The sequence below is a fragment of the Streptomyces sp. NBC_00637 genome (assembly GCF_045161545.1).
Classification (GTDB): Bacteria; Actinomycetota; Actinomycetes; order Streptomycetales; family Streptomycetaceae; genus Streptomyces.
Map to the genome: position 1 here is coordinate 6,095,699 of NZ_CP109046.1, position 18,668 is coordinate 6,114,366.

Consider the following 18,668-nt stretch of genomic DNA (forward strand, 5'->3'; position numbering starts at 1 on the left):
TCGTGGCCGGCCGTCGGTTCCTGGGCCGGGAAAGTGCGCGCGTCGGGTGCGCGCCACCCCGCCGGAACCCCGTGACCGACCTCGATCCCCCGGAGAGAATGGACCCCGTGCGCTACCGCATCCTCGGCACCACCCAGGCACTCCGTCCGGACGGCGTCCCCGTCACCGTCGGCGGAGCGCGGCTGCGTGCCCTGCTGGCCGTGCTGGCGTTGCGGGCCGGCCGGAGTGTTCCCGCCGGGCTGCTGGTGGAGGAGGTGTGGGCCGGTGACCCGCCCGCCGACGCGCCGGGCGCCCTCCAGGCGCTGGTCGGCCGGCTGCGCAGGGCCCTCGGGGCGGACGCGATCGACTCCGCCGAGGGCGGCTACCGGCTGGCCGCCGCCCCCGACGACGTCGACCTGCACCGCTTCGAGCGGCTGACCGCCGACGGCGTCCGCGCGCTCGCCGACGACGACCCCGCCAAGGCGGCCGTCGTTCTCGACGACGCTCTCGCCCTGTGGCAGGGCCCGGTCCTCGCCGACCTCCCCGACCGCGCCGCCGAGGCGGCCCGCTGGGAGGCCCGCCGTCTCGACGCGGTGCGCGCCCGGCACACCGCCGCGATCGCCCTCGGCCAGGGCGAGCGGTCGCTGCCCGAACTCACCGCCCTGTGCGACGCCCACCCGCTGGACGAGCCCCTCCAGGCCCTGCGGCTGCGCGCCCTGCGCGAGGCGGGCCGCACCGCCCAGGCGCTGGTCGCCTACGACGAGGTCCGACGGCTGCTCGCGGAGCGCCTCGGCACCGACCCCGGCCCCGAACTGCGCTCCCTGCACTCGGAGTTGCTCGGCCCCGGAGACGCGGGCAGCCCTGAGGGGCCGTCCCGCCGCGTCGGGTCCGGGGGCCCGGTCCGGGCCCCCGCACCGCCTTCCCCCGCCCCGCCGCCGCTGCCCCTCGGCAACCTTCGTGCCCGTCTCACCTCCTTCGTCGGCCGGGAGGACGACATCGCGGCGATCCGGGGGGACCTCGCGAGCGCGCGGCTCGTCACCCTGCTCGGGCCCGGCGGGGCCGGCAAGACCCGGCTGTCGCAGGAGGCCGCCGAGACCGTACGGGACACCGTGCGCGACGGCGTCTGGCTGGCCGAACTCGCGCCCGTCGCGCACCCGGACGCCGTGCCGCAGGCGGTCCTCACCGCCCTGGGAGCCCGCGAGACCGTGCTGTACGGCGCCGGCGCCGAGGAGATGCGGGTCGCCGCCGAGCGCCATGACGATCCCCTGGAGCGTCTGGTCGAGCACTGCGCCCGACGCCGCATGCTGATCGTCCTCGACAACTGCGAGCACGTGGTCGAGGCGGCCGCCCGACTCGTCGAGGAACTGCTCGCGCGCTGTCCCGAGGTGACGGTGCTGGCCACCAGCCGTGAGCCGCTCGGTGTGCCCGGGGAGGTGCTGCGCCCGCTGGCTCCGCTGCCGGAGCAGGTGGCGCTGCGGCTGCTCGCCGACCGGGGCGCGGCCGCGCATCCCGGATTCCGGCCCGACGCCGACGACGAGACCGCGGCGGCCTGCGCGGAGATCTGCCGCCGGCTCGACGGTCTGCCGCTCGCCATCGAGCTCGCCGCCGCCCGGCTGCGGATGCTCACCCCCCGCCAGATCGCCGACCGGCTCGACGACCGCTTCCGCCTCCTCACCTCCGGCAGCCGGACGGTCCTGCCCCGCCAGCAGACCCTGCGGGCCGTCGTCGACTGGTCCTGGGACCTCCTCGACGAGGACGAACGCGACGTCCTGGCCCGCCTGTCGGTCTTCGCCCGCGGCTGCGACCTCGCCGCCGTCGAGGCGGTGTGCGGCCCGGCCACCCCTGCCCCCCACCCGGACCGCGCCTCCGCCGAGGAACACACCCCCCGCGATCTCCCCGCCCCCGGCCCCTCCCTCGGCTTCCGCGAGGAGCACGGCCTCCGCGCGGGGGACGCCTCCCGGGACGGGAATGGCTTTCGCGAGGGGAACGGCGTCCGCCGGGGGGACGGTTCGCCTGCCCCCGGGGGCTCTGCCGGTTTCCGTGACGTGAGCGGGGCTCCCGGGGCCCGTTCCTCGCTCGACCTGCTCGCCTCGCTCGTCGACAAGTCCCTCGTCGTCGCCGCTCCGGACCCGCGGGGCGACATGCGCTACCGGCTGCTGGAGACCGTCGCCGAGTACGCGGGCGAGCGGCTGGACGAGTCGGGGCGGCGGGAGGCGGCCGAGCGGGCGCATCTGACGTACTACCGCGAACTCGCCCGCACCACCGAGCCGTTGCTGCGCGGCCCCGGGCAGCGGGACGCCGTCGACCGCTTCCAGTTGGAGTACGAGAACCTGCGCACCGCGCTGGGCCGCGCCGTCGCGGCACGTGACGAGCAGGAGGCGCTCTGCCTGGCCCTCTCCCTCGTCTGGTACTGGCAGATGCGCGACCTGCGCATCGAGGCCCGCACCTGGTGTGTCGAGGTCATGGCCATGGGTCCCGACCCGTTCGCCGAACCCCTGCGCCCGGCCGCGCCGGTGTGGAAGTCCTGCATCGACGCCCCGCCGCCGATGACCGGCGAGATCCTCCTGGAGGCCCGGCGCGGTGTGCACCTGGCCCATCTGGCCTGCATGGACACCGAGATGGAGTCCTGGCAGACCACGACGTCACAGGCCAAGCTGCGCCAGATCGCGGCGGCCTACGAGCCCGGGCGGCCGCAGACCTGCCGTGCCCCGGGCCTGCTCTGGTTCTTCGCCGTGATGATGACGAGCGGTGACCCGGGCCGTGTCCGCACCATCATCGACGCCAACGTCGACACCTGCCGCCGGACGCCCGGTTACGAATGGGAGCTCGCCTCCTGCCTCCAGATGCGCGCCAACATCCTCGCCAACCGCGCCGACTGGGCCGGGAGCGCCTTTCGCGACGCCGCCGAGGCGCTGGAGATCTTCCAGCGCCTCGGCGACGCCTGGGGCGCCGCCGAAGCCCTCTCGGCCCGCGCCGAGACCCATGAACGCCTGGGCGCGTACGAGAAGGCCGCCGCCGACTACGAGGACGCCATCGAGCAGGCCGAACGGCTCGGCGCCCGCTCCCAGTCGGCCGTCCTCGCGGCCCGGCTCGGCAGCGTGCTGCTGGAGGGAGGCGACGAGGAACGGGGCGAGCGCGTGCTGCGCGAGGTGATCGCCGGCGAGGAGCGCGCGGTCAACGAGGCCATGCACATCGCCCGCCTCTTCCTCGCCGGCTGGTTCTGCGCCACCGGGCGCCGCACCGAGGCCCGCGAGCAACTGCTGTTGCTGCGCGAGCAGTTCGAGTTCGGGCACTTCGCGGTCTTCGCCTCCTTCATCCTGGGCGCGGAGGCTCTGCTGGACGCGTTCGACGGCCACTACGCGCAGGCCCTGACCGGCGTCCGGTCCGCCCTGGAACGGGCCACGGATCCGCTGTCCGTGGCCATCGCCCCGCAGATGCGCTCCTTCTATCTCTTCATCGCCGCGACCGCGCTCTGCGGGGTCGACGGCGGCAGCCGCGCCACCGACGCCGCCCGCTGTCTGGGCGCCGCGGACGCCCTGCTGCCGCCGCGCCACATACCGCCGCGGGTGGAGCGCGAGGCGCGCGACCTGGCCATGGCCCGCACGCGCGGCGCGCTCGGCGACGCGGAGTTCGAGAGCGCGTACGCCGAGGGCGGCGGCCTCTCCTACGAGGAGGCCACCGCCCTGGTGTGAGGATTCCCGAGGGGTCCCGTCATGACCCGTCCGGTGTCCCGGCTCAGGTCTTCGTGCGGAACTTGTGGATCGCGACCGGCGCCATCACCGCGGTGAGCCCTATCGACCAGGCCAGCGTCACCCACAGTCCGTGCGCCACCGGCCCGCCCACCATCAGCCCGCGCGCCGCGTCGGCCAGCGAGGACAGCGGGTTGTACTCGGTGAAGTTCTGGAGCCAGCCGGGCATCGACTGGGTCGGGGCGAAGATCGACGAGCCGAACTGGAGCGGCATCAGCACCAGGAAGCCCATCGCCTGCACGGACTGCGCGCTCTTCATCATCACGCCGAGGGTGAGGAACACCCACATCAGCGCCGAGCCGAACACGGTGGCCAGCCCCACGGCGGCGAACAGGCCGGGCCAGTGGGTGATGTCGAAGCCCACCAGCACGGCCACCACCACGAGGATCACGCAGGCGACCAGCATGCGCATCAGCTCGACGACGATCTTGGCGAAGAGCACCGAGCCGCGTCCGATGGGCAGTGACCGGAAGCGGTCCATGACCCCGGAGTTGAAGTCCGTGTTGAAGCCGGTGCCCACGCCCTGCGCCATGTTCATCCCCATCATGGCCAGCAGCCCGGGGATGACGTACTGCACGTAGGCCTCCTGCCCGCCGCCCAGCGACTGCCCGATCGAGCCGCCGAAGACGTACACGAACAGCAGGGTGAAGATCACCGGGAAGAGGACCGCGTCGAACATGGACTCCGGGTCCTGCCGGATCCACAGCAGGTTGCGGCGGATCAGGGCGCCGGTGTGCCGCAGGTGGCTGCGCAACGGGATGCGCGTGTCGGCGGTGGTGCCGATGTCGATCGTGGCGGCGCTCATACGGCGACCTCCTCGCGGGTCTCGGTGGGCCGGGCGTCCTGCGGGGCACTCGCGCGGTGGCCGGTGAGGGACAGGAAGACCTCGTCCAGGCTGGGCAGTTCGGTGGTGAGCGAGGTGAGCGTGATGCCGCGCGCGCTGACCGCGCCGATCACGGCGGTGAGCTGCTCGTCGCTGAGCACCGGCACGAGCACGGAACCGCGTTCGGCGTCCACGACGGTACTGGCGAGCCCGGTGATGCCGAGCTCGTCGAGCCAGCCCGCCAGCGGCCGCAGCTGAAGCGGGTCGGCGGGCCGCACCCGCAGCGTCCGGCCGCCGACGCGGGCCTTCAGCTCCTCGATGCCGCCGCCGGCGATGACCTTGCCCCGGTCGACGACCGTCAGCTCGGAGGCGAGCTGCTCGGCCTCCTCCATGTACTGGGTGGTCAGCAGCACGGTGACCCCGTCCCCGACCATCGCCTTGACCTCGGTCCACACCTCGTTGCGGGTGCGCGGGTCGAGCCCGGTCGTCGGCTCGTCCAGGAACAGCACCTGCGGCCGGCCGATCATCGAGGCGGCGAGGTCGAGCCGCCGCCGCATGCCGCCGGAGTACGTGCTCACGGGCCGCTTGGCGGCCTCGGTGAGCGAGAACCGCTCCAGCAGCTCGTCGGCGCGGGTCCGGGCCTCCTTGCGGGGCAGGTCGAGCAGCCGCCCGATGAGGTACAGGTTCTCCCACCCGGGGAGCTTCTCGTCCACCGAGGCGTACTGCCCGGTGAGCCCGATCACCCGGCGCAGCTGCCGGGGCTGGCGGGCGACGTCGTAGCCGGCGACGGTCGCCTGCCCGCTGTCGGCGGCCAGCAGGGTGGACAGGATCCGCACGAGGGTGGTCTTCCCGGCGCCGTTCGGCCCGAGCACCCCCATGACGGTTCCCGCCCGTACATCCAGGTCGACCCCGTCCAGCGCCTTGGTCTCGCCGTAGTGCTTGACCAGCCCCCGAACGGTCACGGCGCTGTCCGCGCCACTGGGGTCCTTGTCGATTCGCGTCATGCCGCAAACAGTCGCAACCCCGACCGACAAACGACCGACAGGCCGCCGACAGCACCGACAACGCGCCGACGCGGCGGCTCGGGGCGGTCGGCGGCCCGGACACGCGGCAGCCCGCCGACGGGGGAAGATCGGCGGGCTGCCGTGGTGCGGTGGTGGCTCTGTGCCGGGCGCGCCCCCGGCGGGGCGGACGGCCGGCGTGGACGTCCTAGTGGACGGAGTGCTCGTCCAGCGGGAACGTTCCGCCGACGACGTCCTCGGCGAACGCCTTCGCCGCGTCGCCCATGACCTGGCGCAGGTCGGCGTACTGCTTGACGAACTTCGGCACCCGTCCGCCGGTCAGCCCGAGCATGTCGGTCCACACCAGGACCTGGGCGTCCGTCTCCGCCCCGGCGCCGATGCCGACGGTCGGGATGTGCAGCACCCGGGTCACCTCGGCGGCCAGCTCGGCCGGCACCAGCTCCAGCACCACGGCGAACGCGCCCGCGTCCTGCACGGCCTTCGCGTCCCGCAGGAGCTGCTGGGCCGCCTCCTCGCCGCGCCCCTGGACGCGGTAGCCCATCGCGTTCACGGACTGCGGGGTCAGGCCGATGTGCGCCATGACCGGGATGCCGGACTCGACGAGGAGCTCGATCTGGCGGTGCGAGCGCTCACCGCCCTCCAGCTTGACGGCACCGACACCCGCCTCCTTGACCAGCCGGGTCGCCGAGCGCAGTGCCTGCACCGGTCCCTCCTGGTAGGAACCGAAGGGCAGGTCGCCGACGATCAGCGCACGGCTGGTGCCCCGTACGACCGCCGCCGACAGCATGGTCATCTCGTCCAGGGTGACGGGCACGGTCGTCTCGTACCCGAGGTGGCAGTTGCCCGCCGAGTCGCCCACCAGCATCACCGGGATGCCGGCCTCGTCGAAGACGGAGGCGGTCATCGCGTCGTAGGCGGTGAGCATGGGCCACTTCTCGCCGCGCTCCTTGGCGAGGGCGATGTCGCGGACGGTGATACGGCGTGTGCCCTTGCCTCCGTACAGCGCCTTGCTGCCGTCGGGGGCGTTCGTGTGGACAGCCGAAAGCTGCGTCATTGCAACGGCTCCTTACGTCATCTCGAGGCGCCCTCACGGCGTCCCCGGACCACCACCCATGGTGGCACCTCGTGCCAGGGAGAGCCAGAGCGCCCCCTGTGGGTAAAGCCTCAGTAAGAAAACGCCGGACGGAATCGATACGAGACGGTCCCGTATCGGAAGTGCCCTAGTCTCGACCTCATGACTACTCCTGCCGTCCCCACCGCTCCGCGGATACCGGAAGCGGTGCACCGGCGTCGTTGGGCGATCCTCGGTGTTTTGATGCTGAGCCTGCTGATCGTGGTGCTCGACAACTCGATCCTGAACGTCGCGATCAAGACGATCTCGACACCCGCCCCCACCGGCCTCGGCGCGACCCAGAGCGAGCTCGAGTGGGCGATCAACTCCTACACGCTCGTCTTCGCGGGACTGCTGTTCACCGCCGGTCTCCTCGGTGACCGGCTGGGCCGCAAGAAGGTGCTGCTCGGCGGACTCGCCGTCTTCGGCATCGGCTCCGCGCTGGCCGCGGAATCCGGCTCGTCGGCCCAGCTCATCGCCTTCCGCGCGCTGATGGCCGTCGGCGCCGCGTTCGTGATGCCCGCGACCCTCGCCGTCCTGATGAACGTCTTCGAGCGCGAGGAGCAGCCCAAGGCGATCGGCATCTGGGCGGGCGGTGTCGGACTGGCCATCGCCATCGGACCCATCACCGGCGGTCTCCTGCTCGACCACTTCTGGTGGGGTTCGGTCTTCCTCATCAACGTGCCGATCGTGCTGCTCGCGTTCGGGCTGATGCTGTGGCTGGTGCCCGAGTCCCGCGACCCGAACCCCGGCCGCGTCGACCTCGTCGGTGTGGTCCTGTCGGTCGTCGGCCTGGTCCTGCTCGTCTACGGCATCATCAAGGGCGGCGAACTGGCCGACTTCACGGACCCGGCCGTGCTGGCGACCATGGCGGCCGGTCTGGTCGTCCTCGTCGCGTTCGTGGTGGTCGAGAAGCGCAGCGACCATCCGTCCGTCGACATGGACTACTTCAAGAACAAGGTGTTCTCGGCCGCGATGGCCGTCATCACGCTGGTCTTCTTCGCGCTGATGGGCGTCACGTTCTTCTCCGTGTTCTACACGCAGAGTGTGCGCGGCTACTCCCCGCTGCAGTCCGGTCTGCTCCTGCTGCCGCTGGCCGCCGCCCAGCTGATCTTCGCGCCGCGCGCCCGGCTGGTCGTCGACCGCTTCGGGGTCCGGGCCACGACCACCGCGGCGATGGTCGTCCTCGCGGCGACCCTGGTCGCCTTCGCCACGCTGGACGCCGACACCCCGATCTGGCTCCTGGAGATCGTCTTCTTCTGCATGGGCACCGGGATGGCGCACGTCATGACCCCCACCAGCGTGGTCATCATGCAGGCTCTGCCCCGGGAGAAGGCGGGCTCCGCCTCCGCGCTCAGCAACACCTTCCGCCAGCTCGGCGGCGCGCTCGGCATCGCCGTACTCGGCTCGGTGCTGTCGGCGTCGTACCGCAGCGGCATCGAGGGGCACCTCGGCACCCTGCCGGCGAGTCTGCGCGACACGGCGGGCGAGTCCATCGAGGCGACGCTCGGAGTCGCCGCGAAACTCGGCGACCAGGGCAAAGCGCTGATCGCCCCGGCCAACGACGCCTTCCTGCACGCCATGCACGTCACCGCCCTGTGCGGGGCCGGGGTCGCGGCCGTCGGCGCGGTCGTGGTGGCCGTGTACCTGCCGGGCAGGCCGCAGCGCACGCCGAAGGACGCGGCGGACGAGGGGGAGTTGGTGCGGACGAAGCCGTAGGGGCGGTGGCCGGGGCGGCCGGGAACGGTCGCCCCACCCGTCTCCTGGGTGACAATTCCCCCACTGCGACGAAAGGATCGAACACGTGAGCCTCGCCGACAGGGGGACCACCGTCAGGGACACCGGCGTGAGCGGGGAGCAGACCGTGCGCGGCCGGCCCCGGAGCGAGGCCGTGGAACGGGCCATCATCGAGGGCACGATGAAGCTGCTGGAGGACGGCGTGTCGCTCGCCGAGATCTCCATCGAACGCATCGCCCGCACCGCCGGCGTCGGCAAGGCAGCCATCTACCGCCGGTGGAGCGGCAAGGAGGAACTCTTCGTCGACGTGCTGCGCGTCGCCGAACCGCAGGACCCCGAACTCCCCGGCACGTCCCTGCGCGACGACCTGATCGTGCTCCTCGAGGCGCTGCGGCAGCGGGGCCTCGCCAGCCGGTCCTCGGCGATCCTGCACAACGTCCACGCCCAGATGAAGAGCAGCCCGAAGATCTGGGCGGCTTACCACACCACGGCGATAGAACCCCGGCGCAGGATGGCCATCGAGGTCCTGCGCCGGGGTCAGGAGAACGGCGAACTGCGCGCCGACCTGGATGTGGAACTGATGAACGACATCTTCGTGGGCCCCATGCTGGTGCGCGCGATCATGCGCCCCGACGGCGACCTCCCCGAAGAACTTCCCGCGCGCATCGTCGACGCGCTGCTCGCCGGGCTACGCCCCGTCAGTTCCCCGCCCGGATAACCCGAATGTGCGCGTTTCGTCACAGACCGGGCTCTGTGTCCGGGTACCGGAACCCGCGGGACCGCCCCGGTCGTCCTGGTCTCCGTACGGCCGTCACGGGACGGCGAGATCGAAGCCGATCATCCCCTAGGTTGGTACCCGGGGGAACGGACGGTGTGCACGGCAGGCAGTGAGGCGACGGTATGGCGCAGCAGGCGTACATGACGGAGACGAACGACAACGGAGGCTCGGGTCCCGAGCCGCGGGGAGTTCGGCTCCGACGCCTGATCGGCACTCTGCTCGGCCGGATCCGCGCGGGCTGGCGCGGCGATCCGCGCATCTGGCGGCGGGGCCTGTTCCTGGCCGGTTTCGCGCTGGTGTTCGCCCTGGTGATGGGGGTGCATTCGCGTATCCCCAACCGCTACGGCAACCTCGGCAGTCTCACGGAGACGTTCCTGCCCTGGATCGGCCTGTTCGTGCCGGTGCTGCTGGTGCTGGCGTTGGTGCGCAGGTCGGCGACCGCGCTGATCGCCGTCGTCCTCCCGGCGGTGGTCTGGCTGAACCTCTTCGGCGGGCTGCTCGTCGACCGGACCGGCAGCGGCGGCGACCTCACCGTCGCCACCCACAACGTCAACGCCGAGAACCCGGACCCCGGCGGCACCGCCCGTGACGTGGCCGCGTCCGAGGCCGATGTGCTGGCCCTGGAGGAGCTGACCGACACGGCGGTGCCGGTGTACGAGAAGGCGCTGGCGGCGACGTACAAGTACCACTCGGTGCAGGGCACGGTGGGCCTGTGGAGCAGGTATCCGCTGAGCGGGGTGAAGCCCGTCGACATCAAGCTGGGCTGGACGCGCGCGATGCGGGCGACGGTCGCGACGCCGCAGGGGCAGGTCGCCGTCTACGTCGCCCACCTCCCGTCGGTGCGGGTGAAGCTCCAGGCCGGGTTCACCGCCCGGCAGCGCGACAAGAGCGCGGACGCGCTGGGCGAGGCGATCGCCGACGAGAAGCTGACCCGGGTGGTCCTGCTCGGCGACCTCAACGGCACCATGAACGACCGTTCGCTCAACGCCGTGACGTCCCAGATGCGCTCCACGCAGGGCGCGGCGGGCAGCGGCTTCGGCTTCAGCTGGCCCGCGTCGTTCCCGATGGCGCGGATCGACCAGATCATGGTGAAGGGCGTGGAGCCGGTCACCTCGTGGACGCTGCCGAAGACGAGCAGCGACCATCTGCCGGTCGCGGCGCGTGTGAAGGTCACCACATCCTGACCGGGAGTTCACCTGCCGGAATAGTGGGCCCGGGAGACTTTGTTCCGAACTTGAACATACGAAACGTATGATGAACGGAACCCGCTCTCCCTGAAAGGCAAGTTCTCCATGCCCCTGGCCCTGCTCGCCCTGGCCGTGGGTGCCTTCGGAATCGGCACCACGGAGTTCGTGATGATGGGCCTGCTGCCCGACGTCGCGGACGACCTGCATGTCTCGATCCCGACGGCCGGGCATCTCGTCTCGGCGTACGCGCTCGGCGTCGTCATCGGCGCGCCGCTGCTGGCCGCGGTGACGGCACGGATGTCCCGCCGGACCGTCCTGATCTCCCTGATGTGCCTGTTCGTCGTCGGCAACGCCCTGTCGGCCCTCGCCCCCGGCTACGACTCCCTGCTGGCCGCCCGCTTCCTCAGCGGTCTCCCGCACGGCGCGTTCTTCGGCGTCGGCGCGGTGGTCGCCACCAATCTGGTCGCCCCGGAACGCAAGGCCCGCTCGGTGTCGCTGATGTTCCTCGGCCTGACCGTCGCCAACATCGCGGGCGTCCCCGTCGCCACCCTCATGGGCCAGCACCTCGGCTGGCGCGCGACCTTCCTCGGCGTCAGCGTGATCGGCCTGGCGGCCATCGTGTCCCTGGCCCTGCTGATCCCGCGCGACCACACCCACGCGCCCGCCGTCGGACTGCGCCGCGAGCTGGCGGCCCTGCGCTCGCTGCCGGTGTGGCTGGCCCTCGGCACGACGGTGGCCGGCTTCGGAGCCCTGTTCTCCGCCTACAGCTACATCACGCCGATGCTGACGGACTCCGCAGGCTACGCCGACTCCAGCGTGACGCTGCTGCTCGCGCTGTTCGGCGTCGGCGCGACGATCGGCAACCTGGTGGGCGGCCGCCTCGCCGACCACGCGATGCGCCCCACCCTGTTCGGCGGCCTGACCTCCCTGGTGATCGTCCTGGCCCTGTTCCCGCTGCTGATGACGACGGCGTGGGGCGGTGCGCTGGCCGTGGTCCTGCTCGGCGTGGCGGCGTTCGTGACGGGCTCGCCGCTCAACCTGATGGTGATGGAGAAGGCGGCCGCGGGCCCGTCGTTGGCGTCCTCCGCCAACCAGGCCGCGTTCAACATGGCCAACGCGGGCGGCGCCTGGCTCGGCGGCCTGGCCCTCACGGCCGGCCTCGGGGTGACCTCACCCGCCACGGCGGGCGCGGTACTGGCGGCCCTCGGCCTGGTCGTGGCCGGCGTCGCGGCCCTGGTCGACGCCCGCCGGGCCCCGCGGACCACCGGCCACGAGCGCGTCGTCGCGACCCATCTGCCGCGGCCGGTGGAAGCGGGCGTACGCCACTGACCCGCGGCGGGCGTGCCACCCACCCCTGATCGGCTCTCGACCGGACCGGGCGCGCCCGCGAGACTGGGGGTCCGTTGCCGGGCGTGGAGGAGTTGCGATGCAGGTAGCCGTGGTCACCTTCGACGGATTCAACGAGCTCGACAGCTTCATCGCCTCGGCGCTGATCAACCGGTGCCGCGCGGACGGCCTGGCGGCCTACGTCACGACGCCGACCCCGGTGGTCACGTCGATGAACGGCGTCGAGGTGACCGGGCAACGCCCGCTGGAGTTCGTGGCCGAGGCCGACGTGGTGCTGATCGGCAGCGGGGTGAGGACACGGGACGTGATCGCCGACGACCGGCTCGTGTCCCGGCTCCCGCTCGCCCCCTCGCGGCAGCTGATCGGTGCGCAGTGCTCCGGCGCGCTGGTGCTCGCCCGGCTCGGTCTGCTGGGTGACATGCCGGTCTGCACGGACACCAAGAGCCGGCCCTTCGTCGAGGCCCGCGGTGTCACCGTGCTGGACGCGCCCTTCCACGCCGAGGGGAACATCGCCACGGCGGGCGGCTGCCTGGCGTCGCAGTACCTCGCCACCTGGGTGATCACCCGGACACTCGGCGAGGACGCCGCGCGCGATGTCCTCGACTACGTGGCTCCGGTCGGCGAGAACCGCGAAACGGTCGAACGCGCTCTGCGTGCCGTACGCGAGGGCGAGGCCGCCCTGCGCTGACCCACGCCGATCGGCCTGCGGCCCGGGACCGGACGCCGACGGTCCGTCGCCCTCGCGCGACGGCGTTTTTGGCGCCGACGAACCGCCGTCCGAGGGCGGATCGGGCGCCTTCGGGCCGCCGTCCAAGAGAGGCTCAGGAGGCTTCGGTCAGCCGTCAAAGAGTGGCTCCGGCGCCGTCGGTCAGCCGGTCCGGGCGGCGATGGCCCGGGCACAGTCCAGAGACTCGGTGTGGGTGGTGTCCACGTCCAGGTCGTAGTGGACGCCCCGGTGGACCTGTTCCGCCTGGGACGCGGCCATGCCCGGGATCCGGTCCCCGCGGGCGAGCTCTCGGCCCGCGGCGACCGCGCTCGCGCATCTGACGCCCACCCAGAGCACGTCCAGTCCCGCGAGGACCGTCCGCCACTCCCGCTGGGACGCCGCACCGCCGAGGAAGACGTCGTCGACGATGATCCGGGCGCCTGCGCGGGCCGTCGCGGCGACCCCCTCCCGCCATGCCGCCTGGAGCGTCCGGAACTGCGGCCCGACGCTCACCGCGCCGTCCGCGGCGAACCCGATCCCCGCGTCCGATTCCCGCATCGACGCGGGCATGGCCTCGACCAGCGAGTCGACCCCGACGGCGAGCCAGGGATCCGGCAGGACCGCCTGGAGACACCGGACGATGCCGGACTTGCCCGAGCTGGAGCCGCCGTTCAGCACGATCACCTGAGTTGTCACCGCGCCACGGTAGGGGCATCGCGCCCCCGGGCCGCAACGCGTTTTCGCGCCCCGGGGGCGGCCGTCACACCGACTCGCGCCAGCCGTTCGTGATCGGCAGGCGGCGGTCCTTGCCGAAGCCCTTCGCCGAGATCTTCGTGCCCGGCGGGTACTGGCGCCGCTTGTACTCGGCGGTGTCCACCATGCGGAGGGTCTTGACGACCAGCTCACGGTCGTAGCCCGCCGCGACGATCGCGTCCGCGCCCTGGTCCCGGTCGACGTACAGCTCGAGGATCGCGTCCAGGACGGGGTAGTCCGGGAGCGAGTCGGTGTCGACCTGGCCGGGGCGCAGCTCCGCGCTCGGCGGCTTGGTGATCGAGTTCTCGGGGATCGGCGGGGTCTCGCCCCGCTCCGCCGCGGCGCGGTTGCGCCACTCCGCGAGCCGGAAGACCCACGTCTTGTAGACGTCCTTGATGGGGCCGTACGCGCCGACCGAGTCGCCGTACAGCGTCGAGTAACCGACCGCCAGCTCCGACTTGTTGCCGGGGGCGAGGACGATGTGGCCCTCCTGGTTGGAGACGGCCATCAGCAGGGTTCCGCGCAGCCGCGACTGGAGGTTCTCCTCGGCGAGGCCCGTCAGACCGAGCGAGCCCATGTACGCGTCGAACATCGGCTCGATCGGGACCGTGCGGAAGTTCAGCCCCGTCCGGCGCGCCAGCTCGGCCGCGTCGCCCTTGGAGTGCTCGGAGGAGTACTTCGACGGCATCGACACGCCGTACACGTTCTGCGCGCCCACCGCGTCGCACGCGATCGCCGCGACGAGCGCCGAGTCGATACCGCCCGACAGGCCGATGAGCACCGACCGGAAGCCGTTCTTCGTGACGTACGCGCGCAGGCCCACGACCAGCGCCGAGTAGATCTCCTCGGCGTCGTCCAGCCGCTCCGCGTACCCGCCGCTCGACCGGGGCACGTACGCCGGGACGGGATCCTGCGAGACCACGACGCGGTCGATGCGCAGACCGTCGTCCACGACACCGGTCGGCGCGTCGGCGGAGGCGGCGGGCAGGTCGAGATCCAGGACCACGCATCCCTCGGAGAACTGCGGCGCCCGCGCCACGACCTCGCCGTCGCGGTCGACGACGATCGAGTCGCCGTCGAAGACCAGCTCGTCCTGCCCGCCGGTCATCGCGAGGTAGGCGGTGGTGCAGCCGGCCTCCTGGGCGCGCTTGCGGACCAGCTCCAGGCGGGTGTCGTCCTTGTCCCGCTCGTAGGGGGAGGCGTTGACGGACAGCAGCAGACCGGCCTCGGCGGAGCGCGCCGCGGGCACCCGGCCGCCGTCCTGCCAGAGGTCCTCGCAGATCGCGAGGGCCACGTCGACGCCCCGCACCCGCAGCACCGGCATGGTGTCGCCCGGCACGAAGTAGCGGAACTCGTCGAAGACGCCGTAGTTGGGCAGGTGGTGCTTGGCGAAGGAGAGGATCACCTCGCCGCCGTGCAGGACCGCGGCCGCGTTGCGCGGCGAGCCGGCCGGCCGGCCGAACCTCGGCCGGCCGCTCTCGGAGCGGTCGAGGTAGCCGACGACCACCGGCAGTTCGCCGAGACCCTCGTCGGCGAGGCGGACGGCGAGCTCGCGCAGGGCCGTACGGGAGGCGTCGACGAAGGAGGAGCGCAGGGCGAGGTCCTCGACGGGGTATCCGGTCAGCGCCATCTCCGGGAACGCCACGAGATGCGCTCCCTGCTCGGCGGAGTGCCGGGTCCAGCGGAGGATCGTTTCGGTGTTGCCGACGAGGTCGCCGACGCGCGAGTCGATCTGGTTCAGAGCGAGACGAAGTTGAGGCACGCGCATCAGTGTAATCGTCAATGCGACGCGATGGGGGGCGTGGAGTGTCGAATACCCCACGCCCCCTCCGCGTGCCCCCGCCGTGTGTCCTGGATGTGCCCGGGGCACACGGCACGCGGACGGCCTGCTCAGCGCCGGCGGTACGACTCCACGTAACCGCTTGCGGGCGTACCCACGCCGGTGACGTCGTCGTAGCCCTTCACGGCGGACAGCGAGCTGTCCTTGCCGAGGCTGCGGACGGAGGTCAGCAGCCCGCCCGTCGCGTCGTAACCGTTGGCGAAGTCGACGCGCGCGACCGCGAGCCCGGACCCGGTCGGGTTGTCCGTGACGTCGTGGTAGACCCGCGAGCCGAACTTGGAGTAGATCGACGGGTTGGCGAAACCGATCGCCCTGCCGCCGCGCGCCTCCTGGCCCAGCGCCTGCACGGCCGCGATGACCGGCGCGGCCAGCGAGGTGCCGCCGATGCGGTACTCGCTGTACTGCTCGGTCCCGTCCGGGAAGGTCTGGGTCTGGCCGACCCTGAAGCCGGTGTTCGGGTCGGCGATCGCCGAGATGTCCGGGACGACGCGGTTGCCGGCGGCGCTGTTGGCCGTGGCGAGCGCCTTCGGGACGACACCCTTCTGGTAGTACGGCTCGGCGACCGTCTTGCTCGTGCCGCCGCCCGCACCCGAGGTGTAGGCGCCCGGGAAGTCCGTCCAGCTCTTGCCGTCGGCCGACAGCGAGGCCTTGTCGGTGCCCCAGCCGGTCTCCCACAGGTACTTGTCGTTCTTGCCGACCGCCAGCGAGGTACCGCCGACCGCCGTCACCCACGCGGAGTTGGCCGGGGTGTCGACCTGCTTCGTGCCGGTGTTGGCGACCTCGTCGCCGTTGTCGCCGGAGGAGAAGTAGAAACCGATTCCCTCGACCGCGCCGAACTGGAAGACCTGGTCGTAGGCGGCCGCCAGGTCCGGCGTCTGGTTGGCCTCGATGTCGCCCCACGAGTTGGAGACGATGTCGGCCAGGTGGTTGTCGACGATCTTGCTGAGCGAGTCGAGCAGATCGTCGTCGTAGCAGGAAGCGGCGCCCACGTACGTGACGTTCGCGGCCGGTGCGACCGCGTGCACCGCCTCGACGTCGAGGGTCTCCTCGCCGTACCAGCCGGCTGCCCCGCACTCCTCGGTCCGGGTGTAGTCCGACGGCAGGACCTGGCTCAGCTGCCCGGTCTTCCAGCGCGCGTCGCCGTGCGCCTTCGCATAGGTGGCCGCGTCGAAGGCGATGGTCGGCGAGGCGTACGCGTCGGTGATCGCGATGCGCACCCCCTTGCCGGTGTAGCCGCCCGCGCCGTACGCGGCCCGCAGCTGCTTGCCGGTGTACCCCTGCACGGCGTACGGGATCTTCTTGCCGTACGCCGAGGGGAGGGTGCTCGCGGTGCGGGAGCCGTAGTACGAGGAGAACGGCCCGGCGTTCTTGAACACCGCGTCCGGCGGCGGGAGTTGCTCCTTGGACGCGGCCTTGTGCGGCGCGTTGTCCAGGCCGGTGACGGTCAGGACGGCGCCGTCCAGGCTCGCGGGAGCCGAGGCCGACTTCGACGGCGCGCGGTACGTCCGGCTGCCCTTGGTGTAGTTGTGCAGCTGGGTGCCGAACGCCTTCTCGACGGCGGCCACTTCGCCGCTGACCGACACATAGTGCTCGGTCGTGCCGGTGACCTTCAGGCCGGCCGCCGTCAGCCATGACCTCACCGCGGCCACCTGCGCCGCCGTCGCGCCGAAGCGGGCCTGGGCCTGCTGCGCGGAGAGGTACTTGCCGTAGCCGGGCGAGGCGGGGTCGGACACGGCCTTCGCGTACGCGGCGAGACCGGTGGCGTCACGTCCCGCGAGGTAGACGCGGGCGGAGACCTGGGCGCTGTCCGAGGTCGAGCCCTTGTCGGCCTTGGTCGTGGCCCACGCCGGCTTGGTCCCGGCCAGCGTGTCACGGGTCGGGACGTCCGCGGCGTGTGCGGCGGGTATACCGAGCGCCAGCGCGCCGGCGATCATGGGCAGTGTCGCTGCCATGCTCGCTCCGGCGCGCAGCGCGGCGCGGTTGGATCTCATAGGACCCCCTGTATGTGGTTCGACGCGAGTGGATCACTCGACGTGCGGGCCACTCTTGCGATGAACCGTTCATGCCAGGGGAATGCGAAAACCAAGAAGCGCCCAAGTGACCGCTTTCTGGGCCGATTTGACGGAAACGTCCGTGAAATCGAGGGAAAACCCTATGGGTTGGGTCGGAAGGCGCCGACTACGGCTTGGCCCCGCGGGAATTCAGCATGTCCGCCATCAGGTCGATCTCCGACTGCTGCGCCTCGACCATGCCCTGCGCGAGCCGCTGCTCCACCGGCACGGCGCACTTGGCGACACACGCCTCGGCCATGTGGATGCCGCCCTTGTGGTGGTCGGTCATGAGCTGGAGAAAGAGGATCTCCGCCTGCTTGCCGTCGAGCGTGCCGAGCCTCTTCAGCTCGGTGTCGGTGGCCATGCCGGGCATGAGCGCACCGTCCTCGCCGTCGGTCATCCCGCCCATGCCCATCCACGCCATGGGCCCGTCGGACGACACCTTCGGCAGACCCCAGAGGTCCAGCCACCCGAGCAGCATGCCGCGCTGGTTGGCCTGCGTCTGCGCGATGTCGTAGGCGAGCCGCCGGACGTCCTCGTCGGCCGTCCGGTCCCGCACGATGTACGACATCTCGACGGCCTGCTGGTGGTGCACCGCCATGTCCCGGGCGAACCCGGCGTCAGCGGAGTCGGCGGCGGGCGGCGCCGTGTCCGACGCGCCGTCCTCCGCGACGGAGTAGGTGATGGCCCCGGCGGCGACGAGCACTCCGGCCACGGCGACCGCCACTCCCGCGTACCTCACTGCGACATACCACCGGTGCACGCGGCGCCCGGCTCGGGCGTCTGGTCGCCCTGCACGAACTTCTCGAAGAACGCGTCCACGTTCGCGTCGCTCGCGCCCGTCACCGTGCGCTGGTGGCCCCACGCGGTGAGCATGATCGGGTCGGGCTGGGCGTCGTCCGGGCTCATGAGCGTGTACGGCGTCTTCGCGACCTTGGCGGCGAGGGCGTCGACGTCCGCCTTGGGCGCCTTGCTGTTGTACGTCACCCAGACCGCGCCGTGCTCCAGCGAGTGCACGGCGTTCATGTTGTTCAGGGCCTTGGTGTAGACCTCGCCGTCGCAGTTCATCCAGACCTGGTTGTGGTCCCCGCCGACGGGCGGCTCGGTCGGGTACTTCACCGTCTTGGTGACATGGGTACGCCCGAGCGTGCCCTTCCACGTCTTGACGCCGTCCGCACCGGTGACGAAGTGACCGGAAGCCGCCTTGCCGTCGGCGGCGGTGTCCTTGTCGTCCCCGGACTGCGACTTGACCACGAACACGCCACCGGCGACCAGCGCGATCACGGCGACGACGCTGCCACCGATCACGAGGAACCGGTTGCGCCGCTCCCGGGCCTGCTCGGTCCGCCGCATCTCCTCTATACGCGCCTTGCGCGCCGCAGTACCGGTCTTGTCGGCGGAACCCATGTGGCCTGTCCTTCTGGGGAAAGGGGCGGGACGGTCGGGTGGTGCGAGTCCGCTGATCGTAAGGGGGGAGAGGGGGAAAGTCGTAGACAGGTCACAGCCAAGAGAGGGGTGAGGTCACAGCCAAGACCGGGGTGCGGTCACAGCCAATCGGTCGGGGGCGCCGGGCGGGGCCGGTCCG

14 protein-coding genes are annotated in these 18,668 nt (G+C 71.8%); 6 read left to right on the forward strand and 8 right to left on the reverse strand.

Translation table 11 applies throughout. The annotated features are described in order from the left end of the window. The first annotated feature begins 98 nt into the window (after positions 1–98). A complete protein-coding gene (locus OG440_RS26715) occupies positions 99–3,671 on the forward strand; it encodes an ATP-binding protein (protein ID WP_406009319.1) in 3,573 nt (1,190 codons plus the stop codon). 43 nt (positions 3,672–3,714) lie between these two features. On the opposite strand, the gene OG440_RS26720 is transcribed toward OG440_RS26715, so the two are convergent. The 3 genes from OG440_RS26720 to panB form a co-directional block, all read right to left on the reverse strand. Beyond that, entirely contained in the window at positions 3,715–4,533 is an 819-nt protein-coding gene (locus OG440_RS26720) for an ABC transporter permease (protein WP_406009320.1), read from the reverse strand. Further along, a complete protein-coding gene (locus tag OG440_RS26725; protein WP_406009321.1) occupies positions 4,530–5,555 on the reverse strand; it encodes an ATP-binding cassette domain-containing protein in 1,026 nt (341 codons plus the stop codon). The genes OG440_RS26720 and OG440_RS26725 overlap by 4 nt, the downstream gene beginning before the upstream one ends. Before the next feature lie 205 nt (positions 5,556–5,760). After that, positions 5,761–6,627: a 3-methyl-2-oxobutanoate hydroxymethyltransferase gene (gene panB / locus OG440_RS26730; protein WP_406009322.1), complete on the reverse strand. Its 867-nt coding sequence runs from the start codon at positions 6,625–6,627 to the stop codon at positions 5,761–5,763. Positions 6,628–6,807: 180 nt separating this feature from the next. Here panB and OG440_RS26735 point away from each other — a divergent pair, with 180 nt between their 5' ends. The 5 genes from OG440_RS26735 to OG440_RS26755 all read left to right on the forward strand — a co-directional run bounded on the left by OG440_RS26735 (position 6,808) and on the right by OG440_RS26755 (position 12,421). Beyond that, the gene (locus tag OG440_RS26735) at positions 6,808–8,403 is read left to right on the forward strand and encodes an MFS transporter (protein WP_406009323.1); all 1,596 of its coding nucleotides are present in this window, start codon (positions 6,808–6,810) and stop codon (positions 8,401–8,403) included. A gap of 85 nt (positions 8,404–8,488) precedes the next feature. Beyond that, on the forward strand, positions 8,489–9,139 hold the full coding sequence (locus OG440_RS26740; RefSeq protein ID WP_406009324.1) for a TetR/AcrR family transcriptional regulator: 651 nt from the start codon (positions 8,489–8,491) through the stop codon (positions 9,137–9,139). 182 nt (positions 9,140–9,321) lie between these two features. Then, the gene (locus tag OG440_RS26745; RefSeq protein ID WP_406009325.1) at positions 9,322–10,383 is read left to right on the forward strand and encodes an endonuclease/exonuclease/phosphatase family protein; all 1,062 of its coding nucleotides are present in this window, start codon (positions 9,322–9,324) and stop codon (positions 10,381–10,383) included. A gap of 108 nt (positions 10,384–10,491) precedes the next feature. Continuing rightward, positions 10,492–11,715, forward strand: coding sequence for an MFS transporter (locus OG440_RS26750; protein WP_406009326.1), 1,224 nt, complete (start codon positions 10,492–10,494; stop codon positions 11,713–11,715). 97 nt (positions 11,716–11,812) lie between these two features. Further along, complete coding sequence (locus OG440_RS26755) at positions 11,813–12,421, forward strand: DJ-1/PfpI family protein (protein ID WP_406009327.1); 609 nt, start codon at positions 11,813–11,815, stop codon at positions 12,419–12,421. Positions 12,422–12,601: 180 nt separating this feature from the next. Here OG440_RS26755 and cpt read toward each other — a convergent pair whose 3' ends face one another. The 5 genes from cpt to OG440_RS26780 all read right to left on the reverse strand — a co-directional run bounded on the left by cpt (position 12,602) and on the right by OG440_RS26780 (position 18,490). After that, entirely contained in the window at positions 12,602–13,135 is a 534-nt protein-coding gene (gene cpt / locus OG440_RS26760; RefSeq protein WP_406009328.1) for a chloramphenicol phosphotransferase CPT, read from the reverse strand. Positions 13,136–13,199: 64 nt separating this feature from the next. Then, entirely contained in the window at positions 13,200–14,954 is a 1,755-nt protein-coding gene (locus OG440_RS26765) for an NAD+ synthase (protein ID WP_406009329.1), read from the reverse strand. A gap of 128 nt (positions 14,955–15,082) precedes the next feature. Further along, the gene (locus OG440_RS26770) at positions 15,083–17,023 is read right to left on the reverse strand and encodes a protease pro-enzyme activation domain-containing protein (protein WP_406009330.1); all 1,941 of its coding nucleotides are present in this window, start codon (positions 17,021–17,023) and stop codon (positions 15,083–15,085) included. 187 nt (positions 17,024–17,210) lie between these two features. Continuing rightward, positions 17,211–17,810 (reverse strand): DUF305 domain-containing protein, encoded by a 600-nt coding sequence (locus OG440_RS26775; RefSeq protein WP_406009331.1) that lies wholly within the window; start codon positions 17,808–17,810, stop codon positions 17,211–17,213. An 11-nt stretch (positions 17,811–17,821) separates the two neighbouring features. Then, positions 17,822–18,490, reverse strand: a complete 669-nt coding sequence (locus OG440_RS26780; RefSeq protein WP_406009332.1) for a DUF3105 domain-containing protein — start codon at positions 18,488–18,490, stop codon at positions 17,822–17,824. Positions 18,491–18,668: the final 178 nt, after the last annotated feature.